This window comes from Citrobacter sp. RHBSTW-00859 (assembly GCF_013729795.1).
GTDB classification, from domain to species: Bacteria; Pseudomonadota; Gammaproteobacteria; order Enterobacterales; family Enterobacteriaceae; genus Citrobacter; species Citrobacter braakii.
This window is the reverse complement of record NZ_CP056284.1, coordinates 4,898,566-4,913,959: the sequence shown is the minus strand read 5'-3', so window position 1 is coordinate 4,913,959 and position 15,394 is coordinate 4,898,566. Positions and strand designations below refer to the sequence as shown.

The following is a 15,394-nucleotide window of genomic DNA, read 5'->3' as shown; positions in this document are numbered from 1 at the left end:
GAGGTGCTTAATATGTTTCATTGCCCGTTATGCCAGCATGCCGCCCATGCACGCACAAGCCGTTATATGACCGATACGACAAAGGAACGTTATCACCAGTGCCAGAACGTGAATTGTAGCGCCACGTTTATCACATTTGAGTCGGTGCAGCGTTACATTGTTAAGCCGGGTGAGGTTAATGCCGTCAGGCCTCATCCCTCGCCATCAGGTCAACAAACTATGTGGATGTAACCACAAACAAAAAGCCCCGCGAATTGCGGGGTTTTGTTTATTTTGACTTTGGCATTCCAAACATATGCGTTTTTGAGAGCATCACCACTTTAGCTCTGTCATCTGGCTCTTTACCCATCTCGTTACAAGTTGCGAGAGGCTGTTCGAGCACATAGCCAAATGCTTTATGTTTATTCAGTACGTGCAATTCTTTAGTTGTTTTCATGTAGGAATTCGGTACATCTTTTGTCCAAACATCCATGCAAATTCCTGAGCTTATTACCGCATCATAAATTTCAGGTGTAACTTGGTTTGCGTCCAGAACGACAGTGACGACATTGTTACTTTCTTTTATTTCAGTCGGTTGCCATAACTTTAGCTGCTTTTGCAAAGTTTTTACGGTATCCGTTTGGGCGTGGGCGGTGGTAGACAAAAGAATGGCGACGACCGCAATTATCGATTTGAGGTTGAGCATAGAGAACATCCTTATTAAACATTGGGTTAAAAATTGGTTATAACCTCTGAGGGATGAAAAACAAAGCCCCTGGCGGGCAGGGGCATTTTAGTCAATGTGGACGCTATGTGGACAGCGTATGATATAAATCCATTTATATCATTGTGTTAGGTGGTGTTTTCTGACACCATCCCTGTCTTCCCCCACATGATGTGGGGGTTTTTTTTATCAGGTACTTAGAAAAAATCCTTTTAAATCAGTCTCCCATGTAGCCGCCAGAAGCGGCTACAACGGGTTACAGTGTTTCTTGGCGTAGTCAACGTGTAGTCAAATCGTCAGCCCTCCACCAAGCGGGTTTAACGTTACTGCGTGCTTCAGATAATCAGGGGCCAAGTGTGCATAAACCATTGTCTGCTGTATGCTGGCGTGCCCCAGAATCTGCTGTAACGCAATAATATTTCCCCCATTCATCATGAACCAGCTTGCGAACGTGTGCCGAAGCACATGCGTAGCCTGACCACGTGGAAGATCGGGCTTAACCTTTTTGAGCCGTTCGCAGAAGTTTTCATAATCAACTTTGAACAGTGGCCCTGTGTCGCTGGTCTTGATCTCTTTCTCCAGATCTTCCGATATCGGAACCGTTCGCTTTTTGCCGTTTTTGGTTTTGAGGAATGTCACGCGCCCGTGATTAACCTGCTCTCCCCGTAACGTACTTCCTTCGCCCCAGCGAGCACCCGTACTGAGACATAGGAGCGCCACGCGTCGATCATCGCCGGTCAGGGTATCCAGCAATTTACCGATCTCTGATTTTGTGAGATAGGTCATGGCTGGCGGTGTTTCTTTCAGCGGTTCCAGCCCCTTGCAGGGGTTTTCCTTCCTGAACTCATCCAGCTTGATCAGTGCGCTGAACATACCTGATAGCCGATACATATCACGGTTGATTGTGGCGGAGCTGATCCCATCATCCAGCCGCTGGCTACGGTGCTGCGCTATCGTACGTTTGCTTAAACGGTTTACAGCTGGATCTCCCAGCGCCCTTATTGTTTTGCTCAGGTGCCGTTTTTCAATCTCACCATTTTCCAGCGTCTGTCCGTACAGCAGCCACCAGGTGTCTAACAACTCGCTTAAGGTGCGGCGATCTACGCTCGCGCCTAACCATTCTTTTTTGTCGGCATTGACTACTACATACCGCTCAAAAAGCACTGCCTCTTGCTTCTTATCGAAGCGCCTGCGAATGCGTTTTCCATTACGCCCGCGCGGGTACACGTCTACTTCATATTGACCACCTTCGAGCTTCTTAATCGACATGGCGAAGCCCTCCAGTAGAACAGAGTGAAATTGAGTCTATCCAGTCAGTGAAATCATTGTGCAGCGTTAGCCAGTCTTGCGGACGGAGCGGCGCGACGTTGCCGTAACTTCTGGCCCATCAAGAGAGAGAGCCGGGGCAATTTGTCCGGCGTCTGGTGCAGTGTTTCCTGTCATTAACCAGAGTGTATATTTCTCAAATCGTGGGTTTTCAAGAATTATTGCTAGGTAATCGCCAGGGATCTGCCTGCCTATAGATTCATAGTTTTTCAGGTTGTTGGCTGAAATTCCTGTTATCTCAGACATTTCTCTTCGAGACAGCCCCTCGGCTTTCCTCATAAGCAAGATTTTTTCACCGATGCTTGTTTTTTGGATCATAAGTGATCTAAACTCCTCTTTGTTGGGATTACATGTAATCCATTTTTCTGCCCGCCAGAGGCGGCTACAGCCAGCTAGAAGCGGCTGAACATCAGAGAGGATTATTACACATGAAAGACAAATACCCAGAGGGCTACATTGAATTACGCCATCCAGTGGATGCGGTGCCAGCTCCTAAGTTTGCCGAAATGATCGGTAAAACCGCCAACGCGGTTGGCGATATGGTTCGTGACGGCAAGCTGCCGGTGGTTCAGATGAAGAATCCTGAGTCTCTGACGAACCGCTCAGAGAACTGGATCTATATCCCTGAGTTCAACCGTGCGATGCGTGACGCTTATTTCAATCGTCCGAAAGAGCAGCGCGACGCCTGGTTACTGTGGATTGGGCTTTGATTATGAAAAAGCGCTATTCACAACATGGGTCACATGCCGGAAGCATTCCGGGATTGGTTCAGGTAAGCAAAAACGTTTATGTCTTTAACGGCTTCACTATCCGCAAATCACCGCGCAATGCTTTTAATCGAAGCAATTCGTATTTGATAAATAAGCGGGATGATAACGGCGGTATTGATAATTACTATGGCCGTGACTTTGCCTTAGCTGAAGCAATGCGAACAATTGAAAGGTTAAATGGTGGAGGAAGTTATGAAAATTGAAATGATTATCGGGCTTTCTCTCTTTGCTGTTCTTGTTTTGTCTTTAATTCAACTTTTAATCCTTCTGCGGAGTAAAAAAGTAAAGCAGCAAAGAATTAAGGCGCTTGCAGAATATAAAGCCCGCCGTGAAGAAGTGGAACTAAAAGCCCGTAGGCAACTGTAGCAGGTACACGATATGAACGATAACGCCCCATCACTTGCCAGCCTGTTAAAGCACGGTTGCCAGGTCACGCACTACCGCAATACACGCGGCTGGATTGAATGCCCGGACGGGCGCTTCTTTAAGCCGGAGCCAAACAAGGTCCGTTTTATTAAGGGTATGAATAAGCCTTTTGTTTATACGAGTAAGATAAATAAAGGGCTGTTAGCAACTCTGGTAAGAGCGTTAAAGAAACTCTTGTAACATCGTTGGGAGCGGCTTGCATGTTTACTGAAGAGAAAACATCTTGGGAGCGGGAAATGTTGATCCGCGAATCAATTGAAAGCGCCGAAAAAGGTTTTACCGTACAGCTTAAAAATGGTTCGCGTATTTATATAACACCGGACAGCCCGACAATTGATTTGATTGTCTATGGCCTTGAAAAGGCAATCAGGGGGAATCATGAGCGTGCACGTATGACGTTCATTGATTTTCTTTATTACTGGCATGAAAGACTGTTCAGACAGATAAAAAGAAAACCTCGCACCACTCATTAATTAACCTGCATCAAAAAACATCGGCATTTTTTGCCGGGGCTTCGTTTTGCCTTTTTCAGGAGGTCGGTATGTCGGTCAAGTCAATAAAGCTGGATAGCGGAATAAGCGATCCAGAGTTTGCAGCATTAAGCGCCAGCGCCCGCAAGGGTGAGCGTGCTCACCTTCTTGGCCTACTGCGTATTTTTGTCGGTCAGTTGAAAAAGGAAAGCGCCACCTCAGAAGAAATTTTTTCATCCCTTGATTCATGGATAAGAAATCGTGAATCAGTAACCAGTAATGAGGCTAATTAAATGAGCATGAACAAACGCAATGAATTTTTTAAAGCGATAATTGCAGGCTATGCGGCTAACCCCAACATTAAAGGTGAGCTAGCGGACAACGTGATCCGTAAAGTGTGGTCTTTGGCTGATATGGCTGTCTATCACGAAAACCGCGTCGAAGGCCCGAAGCAACGCGCAAAGCGCTGGATTAGAAAAAACTACGTCATTGTCGATACCGAGACTACTGGTTTAGGTAACGATGATCAGATCGTTGAAATCGCAATTATAGACTGCTGCGGTCTGACACTGCTGAATACGCTGATAAATCCGCAGCGTGAGATCCCCGCAAAGGCGACAGCCATTCACGGCATTACAAACGAGATGGTTGCCGATGCGCCAATATGGGCCGACATATTGCCTCAGGTTGTTGAATTAATCGGTGAGAGCTGGATCGCGTACAACGCGCAATTCGATGATCGGATGATTGAGCAGTCTTCATCTCACGTCCCTGAAAATGATTTCCCTATTTTGCTGGGTGTGCCTCAGTGCGCAATGGAGCTTTACGCTGAATTTAATGGCGATTGGGATGATTACCGCCGTAAGTATAAATGGAAAAAACTCGCTGAAGCTGCAAAGGCTCTTGGCGTCCCACCCGTTAACGGCGCACCACACCGCGCGCTTTGTGACTGCCAACTAACGCTGGGCGTAATCCGTGCCATCGCGGAGGCATCCAATGATTAATTCCCCTTTGATCTGGGCGGGCGGCAAGTCTCGTGCGATGGCTCACGTATTGGAGGTTTTACCGCAAGGTGAATGTCTCGTTGAACCTTTTGTGGGAAGCGGTAGCGTCTTCCTGAATACTGATTACAAGACCTATGTTCTTTGCGATAGCAATGCAGCGTTGATTAATTTCTTTTCGGTAGTTAAGCGTGATACCGAGGCGCTTTTATCTGCTGCGGCGAAGTTATTTGAAAATGGCAATAATGAAGAAGCGTATTACGACTATCGCAATACTTTTAACTTTGTTAATCGTGAATTCAAGTATGACCGCCGTCAATACAGTAATCAGACATTGATTGAATTCGCAGCGCTGTTTCTTTATTTAAACCGCCATTGCTACAACGGTGTTTATCGCGTTAATTTGAAAAATGAATTCAATGTACCTTTTGGTTTTCGTAAAAAGCCAATTTTCCCTGTTGCTGAGATTCAGCATTTTGCTGCAAGAGCATGGGAAAAGGGTGTGATGTTTCTACATGGTGATTTCAGAGAAACAATCCCTCTGGCAATCGGCCATTCAAATTGCGTGATTTATTGTGATCCGCCATATCTGCCAGCTAGCGAAACTGCGAATTTTACGGCATACGGCAAACCGTTTACCGATGAAGATCATCGCGTCCTGGCTGCGAGGCTTTCATACCTCTACGACATTGCAAAAATACCTTCTGTCATTTCCGGCAGTGACACCCCGGAAACCCGTCAGATTTACCACCTGTTCACCCTTAAATCATTCGATGTCCGCCGCTCTGTGGGGGCTAAAACTCGCAACCTGGCTGGCGAAGTGATCGGCGTTCTCCGCACGTCTCGCAACCGCAAAGAGGTGGCGTGATGGTTATTGATTCCATTCTGTGCCAGTTGGTCAGCAACGATGAAGACGGTATTCCGGGTCTGAATATGCTTGTCACAACCTCGGACGAAGTTGAAATAGTTTGGTTTTGCCCTGCGGAAAAAGCGGGCCTGAAAGGTTTGTGGGTGCATTGGCATCAGATGGCTTTTTTCGGGTTTGATGATGGGGTGCCGTTCTGATGGCCGCTATCGCTTACTACAACGAGATCGATCCCTTTGCCGCGCAATGGCTGCGCAACCTGATCGACGCTGGACATATTGCCCCCGGCGTTGTTGACATTCGCTCAATTGAGGAAGTTACCGCAAATGACCTTAAAGGATTCACGCAATGCCACTTCTTTGCCGGGATCGGTGTCTGGTCTTACGCTCTGCGCCGTGCCGGATGGCCCGATGACCGCCCCGTCTGGACAGGTTCATGCCCCTGCCAGCCTTTCAGCGCCTGCGGAAAGCGGCAGGGAAAAGACGATGAGCGCCACCTCTTCCCCGCATGGTTTCGTCTTATATCGGAGTGCCGCCCTGACGTTATCTTTGGCGAACAGGTTGCGAGCAAAGACGGCCTCGGCTGGCTCGACGATGTACGCGATCAAATGGAAAGATCGGAGTATGCCTTCGCAGGCTTCGATCTCTGCGCTGCGGGCTTCGGTGCTCCGCACATCCGGCAACGCCTCTTCTGGGTGGCCGACGCCGAACGCGAGCAATGTCAAAAATGCTTATCAGGATCCCCAGAAGGTCATAGCCAGAATGCTGGCGGGGCGGCAATCGAACCTTCAGGACTTTGCCTGTCTGGCGGGCTGGAACACTCCGACAGCAACGGACGGGAAGGGTGGATATGTGGGCGGAAGGATTCGGAACGGGAAGATTTCAACGGATCGGTTGGATGTGACGGCACAGCTTGCGGGTTGGGCGACTCCAACGGCAGCAATGAAAATTCGTTCACCGGAGCGGTTGCAGGGACGAACACCAGCACCACACGAAGTGGAGATACTGCCAGCGCGGTTAACGGTTTCTGGCGAGATGCTGACTGGCTCTTTTGCCATGATGGAAAGTGGAGGCCAGTTAAACCCGGACTTAAGCCGCTGGTTAATGGGCTTGCCGGACGCGTGGGCCAGTTGCGTGCCTACGGAAACGCCATCGTTGCACCGGTCGCGGAAGCGTTCATAAGTGCATATCTGGAAAGTGCGCAATGACCACGGCAACCCGTGGCCGTCGCGCCCCTTCTCCACCTCCACCGTATCCGGGTAGCACTGATAATGCTATCCCTTACGCTTATGGCGGGAACAAACCATACCAGCCGATTGGCGTTGATGTAGCGCCGGGGCTGGATGGTTTCGACTATCTCACGCCGGACGGCACGCGTAAGCATATCGCGTTCAGTGAACTGGTAGCGGAAGACGAAAAGCCGGAGCGCAGCAAGCTGCTGCGTCGCCGTCTGGCTTCTCTTCCGCAGTATATCCGCCGCCACTTTGCTGCGAAGCTGGATGCACTGGACGCGAAAGACCGCAAAGCGGCAGATCACTGGCTGGTTAATACCTTTGAGCGCCACGTATTAACGCGTATTGATAGCGTGAACAGTGTTTACCAGCCTGACACTGTGATGCCCGGCATTCTGCTGCCAATCCGCGATCAGCTTTTTCGTATGCTCTGGGCAGGGAAGAAAGAGTTAAAAAGACTGGCTTATACGCTTGCCGATATCTTTACGAGCGAGTTTATACGCGAGTCCGATCACCAATTGGCACGCACCGGAGATCCTGAGTTCGCGGCGCTTTCTGGCTATGGCCGTATTGCGTCGCTGGCGGTGCATCTGAAAACGCCGATCCCCGGCTGGACGGCGTATTGCAATGAAGAACTGGAGGCGGAGGACGCGTTACGCGCGGTTCTTCGCCTTGAGTCACCGCAGTGGTGGTTAAACCGCCTGCGCCGTATCCATGCCCGGTGGCGTGAGCATTTGATGATCGCAGCGGGATACGTCCAGAAAAAATCCTCCCCATACAGTAGCGCCCCGTGCCTTACGGAATGGCTGGCCCAGAAAAAGGCTAACCGTGAATACCTTAAGGCTATGGAACTGGAAGACCAGGACACGGGCGAGCGCATTTCTCTGATCGATAAAGTCGCTGGCAGTGTTGCCAATCCGGCCAACCGTCGCCGCGAACTCATGACGAGAATGCGCGGATTTGAAGAGCTGGCGAAGCTGGAAGGGCTGGCCGGTGACTTCTACACGCTGACAGCGCCTTCCCGCTATCACGCTATGCAGCATAACGGGCGCCGTAATAACAAATACTGTGGCGCGTCGCCGCGTGAGACACAGCAATATCTTTGCAAGGTCTGGGCGAGAACCCGCGCCGCATGGAAGAGAAAAGGGATCCGCGTTTTCGGTTTTCGTGTTGTTGAACCGCACCACGATGCAACGCCGCACTGGCACTTACTTCTTTTCATGCGCCCGGAAAAGGTCGAACAGGCGCGCGATATCTTCCGAAAATATGCCCTGAGAGAAGACGGCAACGAGCCGGGAGCGTGGGAGCACCGCCTTGAATTTAAACCGATTGAGGACGCTTTAGGCAGCGCAACCGGCTACATAGCGAAATACATTTCGAAGAATATCGATGGCTTCGCGCTGGATGGTGAGAAGGACGACGAAACCGGGGAAGACCTGAAAGAAATGTCACTCCGCGTTAGCGCGTGGGCGTCGCGCTGGTCAATTCGCCAGTTTCAGCAGATCGGCGGCGCGCCGGTCACGGTATATCGCGAACTTCGCCGCCTGGGAAATCGTGAACTTGTTTTACACCCTGAACTCGAAACCGCACGGCAGGCCGCTGATGCAGGCGAGTGGGATAACTATGTATTAGCCCAGGGTGGCCCTTTGGTAGAGCGCGACAATCTGCGCATTCGCCTGAACTATGAAACCACCGAAAACGGCAACGCCTACGGCGATGACGTCCAGCGAATCACCGGTATCTATTGCCCGATTACGGGTAATGACTCTTTGATCTTCACCCGCACCACTCAATACAAAATCGTGCCGAAGCGCCAGAGCGCTGACGGTGTGGCCGTTGACGTTGGTTTTTCAGGCGGCAACGCCGCCCCTCGGAGTTCTGTCAATAACTGTACGCGGGATCCCGCGACAGGTGCTGACGGTGTTGAACATGCCGCCAGCGAAGCTACAGGGCAGTCAGAAATGACTGTGCCAGCTGAGGGCGTGACGGTGAATTTTGATGCGCTTTCACGGCAGGAAAAGCGAGAACTGGCGCAGCGGCTTAGTGACGATGTGCGAAGTAAGCGTAAAAGACGGCCACCGGAACGGGAAGAGAGGGCCGGGCTATCCGTGAAAGAGCAGCAGATCAGTGAACTGCTGGCGCTGCGTGGGATTGATGCCAGCGCCGGAATGGTCAGATCGATGATGGCCGGTGCGTCAGTGGCGTGCGGCGATCTTGTTATGACCGTGCAGGACGGGCGGCTGGTATCGCGCAATCGCGCCGCGTCGGGGCTGGATAAGCTGCCGTCGCAGGTGATGGCGGCGAAGCAGAAAACAAGCGATCTCGTGAAAAGGATGAAAGCTGCGTTTACGGGGCGGAAGTAGAGCGTCGATCGGCATGGTCGGCTTTGACAGTGTGGTACCGAATTACCGCGATGGCCGGAACGGTCAGATTTGACGGTGCGGTACCGTATTCCGGCAGATACCGCCATTTCCGGCAGTGTTGGCCGTACATCGAGAACCGTCATTTTTAACAGTGCTGCAGGTGGTTAAAAATGACGGTGCCATCTGAGGACGAAAGAGAATGAGTTATCTGGGAAGTAAGGCGGCGAGCGGGGTTTATCAGAAAATTATTGCTGAAATGCCCCCGCATGATACCTACATTGAAACGCACCTGGGCAGTGGCGCAGTAATGTTTCACAAGCCACTTGCAGCCAGGACGATTGGAATTGATGTCGATGAAAATGCTTTTAAATTAACGCGGGAGCGCTGGTCTGATATGGGGGAAACTCCGCCCCGGTTGCATCTTTATCACGGTGATGCTGTAGGTTTTCTGGAAAGAGAAGACTTTACTCAACATGGCCGCGTGCTGGTTTATTCCGATCCTCCTTATCTGCTTGAAACGCGCACCAGTCGCGCCCGCTACCGTCATGAATATACGGTTGCCGATCATGAGCGCCTGTTAGCCTGCCTCATAAGCCTGCCGGAAAACGTCAGCGTGATCCTGTCTGGTTATCCGTCGCAGCTTTATGACGAACGGTTAACAGGCTGGCGCAGCATTGAATTTCAGGCCATGACGCGCGGCGGGGTGCGAACAGAAAAAATCTGGATGAACTACCCGGAGGGGCGCGCGTATTCCCACGCGTTTGCCGGAAAAGACTACAACGATCGGCACCGTATTAAGCGCAAAGTTGAGCGCTGGCGCGCGAAATATGCAGCGCTTCCGCCTGCTGAAAGGCTGGCGATCATGGTGGCGCTCAATGAGGTTGACGCGGGCTAGTTTTGCCGCAAGGATAATTCGTTTCAGCGGGTGATTTTTTGCGCTATCATTCCGGCAGTGGTTCACGATTATTGGCAGGAAAGGCAATTATGAGTAGTAAAAAAAATAAAATATCATCTATGGCCGCAGCGCTGGCGGTGGCTCTTGCCCCTGTTCCTGCCAGTAGCATTGTGCATCATGACGTATCAATCTCCCGGCACAGTACGTCTACGCTATCCCTCCAGGACGTAAAGGATTCTGTGGCATACCTTCCTATTGATGAGGCCACCAGTTATATGCTTAACCTGGCTGACAGGATGAAGACACACAGGGCAAACCTTCGCATCGAATGGGAAGAAAAGCAGATCCCTATTATTCTGAAAAATCAGAAAAAAGAGACTCAGGAAGGGTTTGAAAGCCTTTTCCGTCATATTGCGGTATGTGCAAGTTTTGTCGAGGCTGCAAGGGTTGCGCTGAAAAGCGTACCTGAAAGTAACGCGGAACTGAGGAAAGAGATTGTCGCTTTTGCTCGTTCCGCTGCGACGCTTCGCTATACGATTGAAGATATTTTATCCTTCATTGAAAGCACGCATGTGCCGAAGAAAACTTCAGATGCTGATCTGGGTGTTACCGCCGATCAGGTTCATGCACTTATCCGCAGTGAACATAAAAAGCTGGGCCTTGAAGATCCAACGTTCCATTAAGGCAGGGCCATGATTAAAGTCTCTGTCCACAATGATATAGAACTCCCCGCAGTTGCTCGTAAATATGCACATGCCTTGCAGTCATGGAAGAACGGCGGATCTTTACCCTCAGTTTTTGGCAACGAAGGGCAGTGGGAAGATAGCGGGCGTCTTCGTGATTCTTTTGTTTTTAAGATCCATATTCGTTTACCTGATGAAAAGCCGTGGCCTGCAAAACTACCTGCCGCCTCACGTAAATCAAACAGTTATCTTGTTTACTCCCGCCATTTCTTATATCCAGATAAGTATCAGCTAATCAGCATTATGACACCCAATGCGCATGAGTTAGCCCGTACATCCTACATGGCAGAAATTGAGCGCAGAGCAGAAGAGTTCCAATCTTCTTTTTGAGTTTTGCGACGACTATCTATCAATCCCTCACTAATCTGAAAAGCTGCCTTTTGAAGGCGGCTTTTCTTTCTTCCTGGCCTTCTTTCTCTGTTGCACAATAGTGCACAAATTTGCACAATTTTTTTGAAGCTATTTATACCCTTTCCGCCCTGTGGCGGCGCGGTCTGCCCCCGGATCGGCAAATGCACAAAAAACGAAGCAAATGTTGCGCGCAGGTGACGGGGGAACAGCCCACGCGACGGAGGGTCGGGAGGTGATGCCTTTAATTGCCATTCTCCGGCCTTTTTCGCCTTCTCCGCGCGTTTTCTCACTTCTGGATGTGTGCGGGGTAAATTGCAGATTGCGCCTGCCAGAATGGCGCTCATGCGCTCTGAGTGAGGGGGGTTAAATGCTGCGCTGAGTGGTGATCAGGTGGTAGCCGGTCATGCGGGGATTGAAAATTACTGAAGGAGAACCGCCGCAGGATGTGCGGCGGGTGGAGCGGGTTACTCGTCTTTAAGCAGAGCGTAGGGATTAAAGCGGATCACTTCCTGACCGAGCCAGTCATTGACGCCCTTCATGGCTTCCATCACGGGTAACATTTCGTTGATGGCGAAGACGCGCGCGGCCTTCTCAACATCACCAAGTGAGCCGTTGCCTTCCGGCATTGCGCCCATCAGCTGCGGCGGGATGCGGTGAGCGTCGCGTAAATCATTGCGCGTTGCTGATTTGATGTTAAGAAACTCATCCTTTGCCGATATCTGGCTGAACGGCAACAGTTGCACGCCGTCCTTGCCGCCGCCCGGCGCGTGGATCAGCACGTTTTTGAAGGAGCCTTTCCCTCTGGCCTGTGACAACGTCTTTTGCACCACCTTTATACTTTCCTGATCCACCTTCTCCGAACCGACATAGAGAATACATCCGGCATGGGATCCGTTGTCGTAATAGAGTTTGCGGAACTTATCGGCGGAATGTGACAGGCTGGCGGACAGCAGCGCCCCCATATATTCAGGCATACCGTAGATTTCCTGATGAATGTCCGGGTTCATGATGTGGCAGACTTCGCCCGCCCTGAACTCGTATTCATCCTTCCACTGCCGGATAAACCAGTAGGTATCAAGGTCGCTTCCCCGTCGTGTGTTCAGTGCCGGAACATGCTTAAGTTTGAGCGGGTCTCCCAGACGATTAGACCGACGCTCAAGATAGGCATTGCCGAAGACAAACCAGTCCAGCGCAAACGCAGAGAACGCCTGACGTGAGAGTAACGGGTGAGGGATATAGCACCCGGTCAGCACATTGCGTTTGAAGTAAAGCGCCGACTGATGCAGCGGTGATTGTGCGAACGCACGGGTTAACCCTTTCCAGTCTATTGGCGTTTCATAGTACCGGCCATTATCGACGCAACACATGCTGTCCAGCAGATCATAGCCGTCTGTTACTGAATATGGCCCGTCAAACGTGAAGGCGCTGAGCGCCGGATCGCTTCTGAGCGCGTCAGAAATATCAGGCTGTCCGGCACTGCCACTGCTGGCAGTGTGTTTGTTTTTGTAGGTGCGCTTCTTCATCAGAACTCCATAGCAAACCCGCCGCTGCCACTCTCCTGGCCCAGCGGTTCGTTAATAATGGCGAGCATATTCGCCCAGGCTAAATCACCGTGGCTGACGCCGCGTGAGCGGTCAGTGTCATAGGTGATGAATCCGCCAGGCGTCTTTACCTTGCGAACAGAGTTAAAGGCGTTGATCAGGGCGCGTTCGCTGCGGTCATATTCCCAGCGACCGGCGCGGATCAGCTGTAGCATTTTCAGCACCAGGGCGCGCTTAGACGTCATTGACATGGTGTAGGGCATCGCCATCGGGAAAAACTTCTTCACTATCTGGTAAACGGCCTCACCGTTACCGCCCGTCACGTCGATACCGACATGCTGGACGTTGTATTTGAAGGTGATGTTTTCGATAACTTTTGCCTGCTCTTCAAATTCAAGGCCGCGCACCTGCTCCGTTTCCACCGTGCGGAATTTACCGCCCGGCACCAGTGGCGGCACCACAACGCAAATCGCGCCGCTGTCACCGTTGCCGCTGCTGCCGTTGGCGTCATAGCCGATCCAGACCGGGCGATTACCCATCGGCCTGGACGCAAAAGGCTTCCAGTCCGGCCATTCGTCGTAACCATCTGCGCCGCAGCCAATCAGGGCGTTAAGGTTGAAGGCGGACTCACCATCGCGAACGAACTCGCACATGTACAGGTTGCGGAATTCATCCTCACTGTTTTCATCCTGAATTTCTTCAAGATCGGTGTACTCCCAGCCGTGGTCTATCACATCTTTCAGGGTGACAATCTGGCGCCAGGTTTTATCCGGGCATAACAGCCCGCTGTTCAGCGTTTTCCAGCCCACATCAAACGCTTTGCGCTGTGCCTTCGGGCGTTTCTCATTCCAGCGATCACCCGTCCAGAACGGGTAAGCCTCATGGGTTTCACCTGATGGCGTGGAAAAGTAGGTACGCGTCAGCCCCTTCAGCGTTGCCATCGCACCTGCAACCTTTCGCAGGTTGGTGAAGTTGCTGACCCAGAAGAATTCGTCAAATTTCAGGTTGCCCGTATATGACTGCGCTGTTGCGGCAGAGGTGCCGAGGAAGTGCAGCTCTGCGCCGTTGGACAGGACTATTTTGTCCCCGCCCTTAAGCTCAACGTCAACTTCTTCCGCCACCTTCTGAATGAATCCCCTGAACTGGTGCGCCTGACGGCGGGATGCAGACAGAAATATCTGGTTGCGCTGATACGGGTATTTCACATCATCGCGCAGCGCATCAAGCAGCGCTTCGCGTGCAAAGTACCAGGTTGCGCCAATCTGGCGGGACTTCAGTATCATGCGGTTTCGGTGGTGGCGTTGCTCATACCAGCCGCGTTGATGCCACGAAAGGGAATCAAGTATTTTCTCCCGCAGCGCGACGATCTGTTCTTCGGTGAAGTGGTTTTTCAGCTTGCGCTTGCGCGGCTTTTTACCCGTACCAGCCCCTGCCGGTTGTCCGTCAGACAGCTTTTTCAGTTGCCGGGTCAGCAGATCAATCTCCTTGAAGTCTCCCCCGGTCTTGTCTTTCTTGTCCGTAAGCTGGATGAGGCGGGCATCCATAGACTGGCTGACGCGCTGGACGGGCGGTGTTTCATCCCATTCATCGCGTTTCCTCCAGGCGTAAATTGTGTTCTGATTGATCCCCATCAGGCGCGCGATCTCCGCTGGCGGGTAGCCCTGCCAGTAAAGTTGCTTTGCCCTCTGACGTACAAAAGCGTCCTGTATCATCTGCCCTCCACCGTTTATGGAGTGAAGATTACCCCGCGCGCGATCCCGCTATCGCCCCCTTTATGGTCTGGCCTTCCTCCGACAACAAAACCTCGTTGAGACAGCAAGTTACGCTCTGCCATCATGGCCGTACAGAAACCACTCTACAGGATTATCGACATGGCTAGCGCAGCTAAACCAGCCCGTAAGAAATTCCGCGTTGCCGTCTCCGGTGCCACCGTTGACGGGCGTGAAATTCGCCCTGAGCACCTTCGTGATGCAGCAGCAAACTACAGCCCGGACGTGTACGGCGCACGCGTCAACGTGGAGCACTATCTTTCGCCTTTCCCTGGCAGTGATTTCGGCGCGATGGGGGATGTGACGGCGCTGAGTGCGGAAGATATCAGCGAAGGCCCACTCGCCGGACGCACCGCGCTTTACGCCGAAATTGAGCCTTCTGAGCGCATGAAGAAGCTGACGGAAGAAGGTAAGAAAATTTACTCCAGCATTGAGCTGCACCCGCAGTTTGCGCTTAACGGAAAGGCGTATGTCATGGGGCTGGCGATGACCGATACCCCGGCGAGCCTCGGCACCGAACGCCTGAAGTTTGCCGCGCAGCAGCGTCAGCAGGTTATGTCCTTCAACAATCAGCAGGGTGGAGCCCCGCTGTTCACCGATGCCATTGAAGCTGAAATTATCGAACTGGCAGAGCAGCGCAGCGATGAAGGTAAGCAGTGGTTCGGGCGCGTCATGGGGATTATCGGCAAAGGCCGCAAATCTGACGGTGAACAGTTCAGCCAGGTGCGTGATGCCGTGGAGAACGTCGCTCAGTCCCATGCCGATCTGCTGGACAGCTTCAACGACCTGAGCCGCGCCCGCGAGCAGGACAGCCAGGCCATCCAGAAGCTGACCTCCGATCTTGCCGCGCTGACCAGCAAGCTGGGAAGCACTGACGCCAATTTCAGCCAGCGGGAACCCGCCAGCGGTGGCGCTAACGCGCAACTGGCTGATTACTGAT

General features: G+C 51.9%; 21 protein-coding genes. 16 read left to right on the top strand and 5 right to left on the bottom strand.

The features are described 5' to 3' along the window. Window positions 1-12 precede the first annotated feature (12 nt). Window positions 13-231, top strand: a complete 219-nt coding sequence (locus tag HV302_RS24680) for a DNA-binding transcriptional regulator (protein ID WP_040229133.1) — start codon at window positions 13-15, stop codon at window positions 229-231. A gap of 37 nt (window positions 232-268) precedes the next feature. Here the strand turns inward: HV302_RS24680 and HV302_RS24675 are convergent, their stop codons facing one another. The 3 genes from HV302_RS24675 to HV302_RS24665 form a co-directional block, all read right to left on the bottom strand. After that, entirely contained in the window at window positions 269-685 is a 417-nt protein-coding gene (locus HV302_RS24675) for a hypothetical protein (RefSeq protein ID WP_040229131.1), read from the bottom strand. Between the two features lie 306 nt (window positions 686-991). Continuing rightward, window positions 992-1,972 (bottom strand): phage integrase, encoded by a 981-nt coding sequence (locus tag HV302_RS24670; protein ID WP_135495400.1) that lies wholly within the window; start codon window positions 1,970-1,972, stop codon window positions 992-994. Between the two features lie 66 nt (window positions 1,973-2,038). Continuing rightward, a complete protein-coding gene (locus HV302_RS24665) occupies window positions 2,039-2,347 on the bottom strand; it encodes a helix-turn-helix domain-containing protein (protein WP_137273415.1) in 309 nt (102 codons plus the stop codon). Between the two features lie 110 nt (window positions 2,348-2,457). Here HV302_RS24665 and HV302_RS24660 point away from each other — a divergent pair, with 110 nt between their 5' ends. The 14 genes from HV302_RS24660 (at window position 2,458) to HV302_RS24595 (ending at window position 11,123) form a co-directional block, all read left to right on the top strand. Continuing rightward, window positions 2,458-2,739: a Cox family DNA-binding protein gene (locus HV302_RS24660; protein WP_137273414.1), complete on the top strand. Its 282-nt coding sequence runs from the start codon at window positions 2,458-2,460 to the stop codon at window positions 2,737-2,739. Window positions 2,740-2,741: 2 nt separating this feature from the next. Continuing rightward, on the top strand, window positions 2,742-3,002 hold the full coding sequence (locus tag HV302_RS24655) for a hypothetical protein (RefSeq protein WP_326928740.1): 261 nt from the start codon (window positions 2,742-2,744) through the stop codon (window positions 3,000-3,002). Further along, window positions 2,992-3,165 carry a hypothetical protein gene (locus HV302_RS24650; RefSeq protein ID WP_181626704.1) on the top strand — a complete coding sequence of 58 codons (174 nt, stop codon included), beginning with the start codon at window positions 2,992-2,994 and terminating at the stop codon, window positions 3,163-3,165. The genes HV302_RS24655 and HV302_RS24650 overlap by 11 nt, the downstream gene beginning before the upstream one ends. Window positions 3,166-3,177: 12 nt before the next feature. After that, window positions 3,178-3,405, top strand: coding sequence for a phage filamentation protein Fil family protein (locus HV302_RS24645; RefSeq protein WP_045342171.1), 228 nt, complete (start codon window positions 3,178-3,180; stop codon window positions 3,403-3,405). A gap of 20 nt (window positions 3,406-3,425) precedes the next feature. Beyond that, on the top strand, window positions 3,426-3,698 hold the full coding sequence (locus tag HV302_RS24640; RefSeq protein WP_063958614.1) for a hypothetical protein: 273 nt from the start codon (window positions 3,426-3,428) through the stop codon (window positions 3,696-3,698). A 68-nt stretch (window positions 3,699-3,766) separates the two neighbouring features. Then, window positions 3,767-3,988: a hypothetical protein gene (locus tag HV302_RS24635; RefSeq protein ID WP_181626703.1), complete on the top strand. Its 222-nt coding sequence runs from the start codon at window positions 3,767-3,769 to the stop codon at window positions 3,986-3,988. After that, window positions 3,989-4,699, top strand: a complete 711-nt coding sequence (locus HV302_RS24630) for a 3'-5' exonuclease (RefSeq protein WP_326928739.1) — start codon at window positions 3,989-3,991, stop codon at window positions 4,697-4,699. Continuing rightward, window positions 4,692-5,564 (top strand): DNA adenine methylase, encoded by an 873-nt coding sequence (locus HV302_RS24625; protein WP_181626702.1) that lies wholly within the window; start codon window positions 4,692-4,694, stop codon window positions 5,562-5,564. Before HV302_RS24630 ends, HV302_RS24625 begins: the two co-directional genes overlap by 8 nt. Next, on the top strand, window positions 5,564-5,761 hold the full coding sequence (locus tag HV302_RS24620; RefSeq protein WP_181626701.1) for a hypothetical protein: 198 nt from the start codon (window positions 5,564-5,566) through the stop codon (window positions 5,759-5,761). The genes HV302_RS24625 and HV302_RS24620 overlap by 1 nt, the downstream gene beginning before the upstream one ends. Further along, window positions 5,761-6,768, top strand: coding sequence for a DNA cytosine methyltransferase (locus tag HV302_RS24615; RefSeq protein ID WP_181626700.1), 1,008 nt, complete (start codon window positions 5,761-5,763; stop codon window positions 6,766-6,768). Before HV302_RS24620 ends, HV302_RS24615 begins: the two co-directional genes overlap by 1 nt. Beyond that, window positions 6,765-9,155, top strand: a complete 2,391-nt coding sequence (locus tag HV302_RS24610; RefSeq protein ID WP_181626699.1) for a replication endonuclease — start codon at window positions 6,765-6,767, stop codon at window positions 9,153-9,155. Before HV302_RS24615 ends, HV302_RS24610 begins: the two co-directional genes overlap by 4 nt. Window positions 9,156-9,354: 199 nt before the next feature. Next, entirely contained in the window at window positions 9,355-10,050 is a 696-nt protein-coding gene (locus HV302_RS24605; protein WP_181626698.1) for a DNA adenine methylase, read from the top strand. An 89-nt stretch (window positions 10,051-10,139) separates the two neighbouring features. Next, complete coding sequence (locus HV302_RS24600; protein ID WP_149618020.1) at window positions 10,140-10,733, top strand: hypothetical protein; 594 nt, start codon at window positions 10,140-10,142, stop codon at window positions 10,731-10,733. A 9-nt stretch (window positions 10,734-10,742) separates the two neighbouring features. Further along, the gene (locus HV302_RS24595; protein ID WP_046372029.1) at window positions 10,743-11,123 is read left to right on the top strand and encodes a type II toxin-antitoxin system YafO family toxin; all 381 of its coding nucleotides are present in this window, start codon (window positions 10,743-10,745) and stop codon (window positions 11,121-11,123) included. A gap of 485 nt (window positions 11,124-11,608) precedes the next feature. Here HV302_RS24595 and HV302_RS24585 read toward each other — a convergent pair whose 3' ends face one another. Both HV302_RS24585 and HV302_RS24580 read right to left on the bottom strand, forming a co-directional pair. Then, window positions 11,609-12,667: a phage portal protein gene (locus HV302_RS24585; RefSeq protein WP_181626697.1), complete on the bottom strand. Its 1,059-nt coding sequence runs from the start codon at window positions 12,665-12,667 to the stop codon at window positions 11,609-11,611. Then, window positions 12,667-14,397, bottom strand: a complete 1,731-nt coding sequence (locus tag HV302_RS24580) for a terminase large subunit domain-containing protein (RefSeq protein ID WP_181626696.1) — start codon at window positions 14,395-14,397, stop codon at window positions 12,667-12,669. Before HV302_RS24580 ends, HV302_RS24585 begins: the two co-directional genes overlap by 1 nt. Before the next feature lie 159 nt (window positions 14,398-14,556). On the opposite strand from HV302_RS24580, the gene HV302_RS24575 reads away from it, so the two are divergent. Then, window positions 14,557-15,393, top strand: a complete 837-nt coding sequence (locus HV302_RS24575) for a GPO family capsid scaffolding protein (RefSeq protein WP_181626695.1) — start codon at window positions 14,557-14,559, stop codon at window positions 15,391-15,393. The last annotated feature ends 1 nt before the right edge of the window (window position 15,394 follow it).

What these genes read in the sequence shown, in the direction of transcription:
- HV302_RS24580 (WP_181626696.1), bottom strand. Translation starts at nt 14,397, where the DNA reads ATGATACAGGACGCTTTTGTACGTCAGAGGGCAAAGCAACTTTACTGG.
- HV302_RS24605 (WP_181626698.1), top strand. Translation starts at nt 9,355, where the DNA reads ATGAGTTATCTGGGAAGTAAGGCGGCGAGCGGGGTTTATCAGAAAATT.
- HV302_RS24620 (WP_181626701.1), top strand. Translation starts at nt 5,564, where the DNA reads ATGGTTATTGATTCCATTCTGTGCCAGTTGGTCAGCAACGATGAAGAC.
- HV302_RS24625 (WP_181626702.1), top strand. Translation starts at nt 4,692, where the DNA reads ATGATTAATTCCCCTTTGATCTGGGCGGGCGGCAAGTCTCGTGCGATG.
- HV302_RS24585 (WP_181626697.1), bottom strand. Translation starts at nt 12,667, where the DNA reads ATGAAGAAGCGCACCTACAAAAACAAACACACTGCCAGCAGTGGCAGT.
- HV302_RS24645 (WP_045342171.1), top strand. Translation starts at nt 3,178, where the DNA reads ATGAACGATAACGCCCCATCACTTGCCAGCCTGTTAAAGCACGGTTGC.
- HV302_RS24675 (WP_040229131.1), bottom strand. Translation starts at nt 685, where the DNA reads ATGCTCAACCTCAAATCGATAATTGCGGTCGTCGCCATTCTTTTGTCT.
- HV302_RS24660 (WP_137273414.1), top strand. Translation starts at nt 2,458, where the DNA reads ATGAAAGACAAATACCCAGAGGGCTACATTGAATTACGCCATCCAGTG.
- HV302_RS24670 (WP_135495400.1), bottom strand. Translation starts at nt 1,972, where the DNA reads ATGTCGATTAAGAAGCTCGAAGGTGGTCAATATGAAGTAGACGTGTAC.
- HV302_RS24615 (WP_181626700.1), top strand. Translation starts at nt 5,761, where the DNA reads ATGGCCGCTATCGCTTACTACAACGAGATCGATCCCTTTGCCGCGCAA.
- HV302_RS24595 (WP_046372029.1), top strand. Translation starts at nt 10,743, where the DNA reads ATGATTAAAGTCTCTGTCCACAATGATATAGAACTCCCCGCAGTTGCT.
- HV302_RS24640 (WP_063958614.1), top strand. Translation starts at nt 3,426, where the DNA reads ATGTTTACTGAAGAGAAAACATCTTGGGAGCGGGAAATGTTGATCCGC.
- HV302_RS24575 (WP_181626695.1), top strand. Translation starts at nt 14,557, where the DNA reads ATGGCTAGCGCAGCTAAACCAGCCCGTAAGAAATTCCGCGTTGCCGTC.
- HV302_RS24650 (WP_181626704.1), top strand. Translation starts at nt 2,992, where the DNA reads ATGAAAATTGAAATGATTATCGGGCTTTCTCTCTTTGCTGTTCTTGTT.
- HV302_RS24655 (WP_326928740.1), top strand. Translation starts at nt 2,742, where the DNA reads ATGAAAAAGCGCTATTCACAACATGGGTCACATGCCGGAAGCATTCCG.
- HV302_RS24665 (WP_137273415.1), bottom strand. Translation starts at nt 2,347, where the DNA reads ATGATCCAAAAAACAAGCATCGGTGAAAAAATCTTGCTTATGAGGAAA.
- HV302_RS24680 (WP_040229133.1), top strand. Translation starts at nt 13, where the DNA reads ATGTTTCATTGCCCGTTATGCCAGCATGCCGCCCATGCACGCACAAGC.
- HV302_RS24610 (WP_181626699.1), top strand. Translation starts at nt 6,765, where the DNA reads ATGACCACGGCAACCCGTGGCCGTCGCGCCCCTTCTCCACCTCCACCG.
- HV302_RS24630 (WP_326928739.1), top strand. Translation starts at nt 3,989, where the DNA reads ATGAGCATGAACAAACGCAATGAATTTTTTAAAGCGATAATTGCAGGC.
- HV302_RS24600 (WP_149618020.1), top strand. Translation starts at nt 10,140, where the DNA reads ATGAGTAGTAAAAAAAATAAAATATCATCTATGGCCGCAGCGCTGGCG.
- HV302_RS24635 (WP_181626703.1), top strand. Translation starts at nt 3,767, where the DNA reads ATGTCGGTCAAGTCAATAAAGCTGGATAGCGGAATAAGCGATCCAGAG.